The organism is Hydrogenophaga sp. (genome assembly GCF_041633695.1).
Classification (GTDB): Bacteria; Pseudomonadota; Gammaproteobacteria; order Burkholderiales; family Burkholderiaceae_C; genus Hydrogenophaga.
This window is the reverse complement of the sequence record NZ_JBFJMY010000380.1, coordinates 1-4,039: the sequence shown is the minus strand read 5'-3', so window position 1 is coordinate 4,039 and position 4,039 is coordinate 1. Positions and strand designations below refer to the sequence as shown.

The following is a 4,039-nucleotide window of genomic DNA, read 5'->3' as shown; positions in this document are numbered from 1 at the left end:
TCGTCACCCAGGATGTCGGTCAACACGGCGAAACGGTTGCCGTCTTTGATCAAGCCCATGGCGATACCGGCCACGTGCGCCTTCATGGGCACGCCCGCGTCCATCAAGGCCAGGCAACCACCGCAGACCGAAGCCATGCTGGAGGAGCCGTTGGACTCGGTGATTTCCGACACCACACGCATGGTGTAGGGGAAATCTTCCTTGCTCGGCAGCACAGCGATCAGCGCGCGCTTGGCCAGACGGCCATGGCCGATTTCGCGGCGCTTGGGCGAACCGAAACGGCCGGCTTCGCCCGTGGCGAAGGGAGGCATGTTGTAGTGCAGCATGAAGCGGTCTTCGAACTCGCCAGCCAGCGCGTCGATGCGCTGCGCGTCGCGGTCGGTGCCCAGCGTGGCCACGACCAGCGCCTGGGTTTCGCCGCGCGTGAACAGGGCCGAACCGTGGGTACGGGGCAAGACGCTGTTGCGGATTTCGATGGCGCGCACGGTGCGGGTGTCGCGACCGTCGATGCGGGGTTCGCCGGCCAGAATCTGGCCGCGCACGATTTTGGCTTCGATTTCGAACAGCAGGGCTTCAACGGCCACGCTGTCAAAGGCTGCGCCCTCGGCTTTCAAAGCGGCCATGACGTCGGCGTAAGCGGCGCGGCAGGCTTGCGTGCGCGCTTGCTTGTTGCGGATCTGGTAGGCGGCTTCCAGCTTGGCTTTGGCCAGACCGTCGATCTTGGCGATCAGTGGCTCGTCCTTGGCAGGTGGCTGCCAGTCCCAAGCCGGCTTGCCAGCGTCGCGCACCAGTTCTTTGATGGCGGCGATGGCGATGTTGCCCTGCTCATGACCAAACACCACGGCGCCGAGCATGATTTCTTCGCTCAGCTGCTGGGCTTCGGATTCCACCATCAACACAGCGGCTTCGGTACCGGCAACGACCAGGTCGAGCTGGCTGTCCTTGAGCTGGGTCTGACCCGGGTTCAAAACGTATTCACCGTTCACATAACCCACGCGCGCAGCGCCAATAGGGCCGTTGAACGGGATGCCGCTGATGGACAGGGCAGCGGAAGTGGCGATCAGGGCGGCGATGTCGGCCTGCACTTCGGGGTTCAAGCTCACCACGTGCACGATCACCTGGACTTCGTTGTAGAAGCCCTCGGGGAACAAGGGGCGGATCGGACGGTCGATCAGGCGGCAGGTCAGCGTTTCGAGTTCGCTGGGACGGCCTTCGCGCTTGAAGAAGCTGCCGGGGATCTTGCCGGCGGCGTAGGTTTTTTCGGTGTAGTCCACCGTCAAGGGGAAGAAGTCTTGACCGGCTTTGGCTTCGGTCTTGGCAACCACCGTGGCCAGCACGACGGTGTCGTCGATATTGACCAGCACGGCGCCAGATGCCTGGCGGGCGATTTCGCCGGTTTCCATGGTGACCGTGTGGGGGCCCCACTGGAAGGATTTGCTGACTTTGTTGAACATGCTCATGGTTTTCTCTCCTCTGGGTGGCGCCTGTACAGCAGGGCCACGGAACGTGCAATCAAATGCACAAAACCCGGATCAACAACCCAGAACACGATGCCATTCCAGAGCGTCTGGGGGCGCTTGTTCAGCCAGCCCACAAGCCCTCTGGAATGACACAGCTTCGCTCTGTTGTCGCTGCATCCGGAATCAAAATTAGCGGCGCACAAACAAAAAGCGCCCGAGCCAGCGAACCAACTCAGGCGTCTTGATCGGTTACACCGCGTCCAATTACTTGCGCAGGCTCAGTTTCTGGATCAGAGCCAGGTAGCGCTCGGCGCTGCGGGACTTCAGGTAGTCGAGCAGCTTGCGGCGGCGGCTCACCATGCGCAGCAGGCCGCGACGGCCGTGGTGGTCTTTGGCATGGGTTTTGAAGTGGGGCATCAGTTCGTTGATGCGAGCGGTCAGGATAGCGACCTGCACTTCTGGGCTACCGGTGTCGTTGGCGGCGCGGGCGTTGTCGGCGACGACTTCGGCCTTGATGGATTTGGCGATCATTGGATTTCCTTGAAATAACATGCGTCCCGTCGCAGCCAGCCGATTCCGATGATCCAGAACCGAAGCCGCCACGGGCGTGGGGTTGCTGCCTGCAAAGACAGCAACCGGGAATTATAGCCCAGCGGCCGTCAGTTGCGCTGCAGCCACTCGTTCAGGCGGTGCACGCCCAGCTCCAGGCGCAGCGGGTCTTTGCTGGCAAAGCACCAGCGCAGCCAGCCCGCCGCCTCTGGGCCAAAGGCGCTGCCCGGCGCCAGCCCCAGCCCGGCTTCGCGCACCAGGCGTTTGGCCACCTCCAGGCAGTCGTCGTGCCCTTGGATCTGGAAAAAGGCATACAAACCGCCCCAGGGTGTGGCCACCGACACGCCGGGCACGGCCTGGAGCAAAGGCACCAGCGTGTCCCGGCAATGCCGCAGGTGCACCACCAGCGCGGGCGTGACCTCATCGCCCCGCTCCAAGGCCACCGTGGCGGCGCGCTGGATGAAGACCGGGGCGCACGAGGTGTTGAACTCGATCAACTTGCCCATGGCCTGGGTCAACGACGCGGGCAACACCAGCCAGCCCAGGCGCCAGCCGGTCATGAGAAAGCTCTTGGAGAAGCTGTGCGCCACGATCAGGCGATCGTCTGGCTCGGCCACATCCAGGAAACTGCTGGCGGCGCCGTTGCCGGTGTCGTCCGCGAAATACAGGCGCTCGTACACCTCATCGGCCAGCACCCAGGTGCCGGTGCGGCGGCAGTGCGCCAGAATGGTCTGCTGCTGTTCGCGGCTGAGTGTCCACCCCGTGGGGTTGTTGGGCGCGTTCACGATCAGCAAACGCGTGGACGGCGTGATGGCGTCCAGCAAGGCCTGCATGTCCAGAGTCCAGGCACCGGCACGTGGGCCGCTGGCCTGCACCTTCAAGGGCACACAGGCGACGCGCGCGCCCATGATGCGCGGCTGCGCCACCAGGTTGGGCCAGATTGGCGTGACCACCACCACCTCATCGCCCGCCTCCACCAGGGCCTGGCAGGCCAACATCAAACCGTTGACCCCGCCCGAGGTCACGGCCAGTCGATCAACCCAGTGTGCCGCACCGCGTCCCGGGTGCAGGCCGTCGGTGTAAACAGCCAGCGCCTGCCGCAGCTCGGCCAGACCCAGGTTGTGGGCATAAAACGTTTCCCCGGCTTGCAGCGAGGCCACCGCCGCGTCACGGATGAATTCGGGCGTGACCTCGTCGCTTTCACCAAACCAGAACTTGAGCACGCCTTCGCGGCCCAGGCCCTCGTTGGCCACTTCGCGGATGCGCGAGCCCTCGAGCTGTGCCACCACGGCACGCAAACCGCCTGCTGGGTTCATTGGGTTGCTCCAAAAAAGACGTGACTCAGGGCCTGACCATGTCGCAGCTGTGGGGCTGCTCGGCTTGCCGGGCGCTGATGTTGCGGACCACACGGAAACCGTAGCCGGAGCCCTCTACATCAAAGGGTACACCGGGCGTGCCCTGGCGCTCCATCACCGCCACCGCCAGCGGCTGCTGCAACTGGTGGTCGGCCGCGCGCATCTGCGCTTTCTGCCCCGCCATGGAGACCTCGGCCCGCTCCAACTGGGCCGCGATGTTGGCCGCGCTCAGGTCTGCACCCTTGGCCCCGGCGCGCTCCATGGCTTGTACCAAGGCCTCGATCATGAGCTGCATGCGCACATGCACGTAGTCTTCGGCCGGATCGGGGAAGCGCTGGCGAAAGGCGCGGTAAAAGGCTTCGGACTCGCGCGTGGGCAGGTTGGGAAACCACTCGGCCACCGCCACCACCTTGCCCAGCCCTGCGTCGCCAATGGCGGCCGGTGCGCCCAGGGCGTTGCCATAGAAGGTGTAGAAACTGCCCTCGTAGCCCACATCGCGCGCGGCTTTCACCAGCAAGGTGAGGTCGTTGCCCCAGTTGCCGGTGAGCACGGCTTGTGCGCCGCTGGCCTGGATCTTGGTCGCGTAGGGCAAAAAGTCCTTCACCCGCGCCACCGGGTGCAATTCGTCGCCCACGATCTTCACGTCCGGCCGCTTCTCGGCCAGCTGGTTGCGCG

General features: G+C 64.5%; 4 protein-coding genes. All 4 read right to left on the bottom strand.

Going from position 1 to position 4,039, the window contains the following annotated elements:
• The coding region (gene pnp, locus ABYB95_RS18470) for a polyribonucleotide nucleotidyltransferase (RefSeq protein WP_372660176.1) at positions 1-1,460 on the bottom strand (1,460 nt) is incomplete at its 3' end.
• A gap of 264 nt (positions 1,461-1,724) precedes the next feature.
• A complete protein-coding gene (gene rpsO, locus ABYB95_RS18465; protein WP_372660174.1) occupies positions 1,725-1,991 on the bottom strand; it encodes a 30S ribosomal protein S15 in 267 nt (88 codons plus the stop codon).
• 128 nt (positions 1,992-2,119) lie between these two features.
• A complete protein-coding gene (locus tag ABYB95_RS18460) occupies positions 2,120-3,325 on the bottom strand; it encodes a pyridoxal phosphate-dependent aminotransferase (RefSeq protein WP_372660172.1) in 1,206 nt (401 codons plus the stop codon).
• A gap of 25 nt (positions 3,326-3,350) precedes the next feature.
• Positions 3,351-4,039: ABC transporter substrate-binding protein (locus ABYB95_RS18455; protein WP_372660170.1), on the bottom strand; the 689-nt coding region annotated here is incomplete at its 5' end.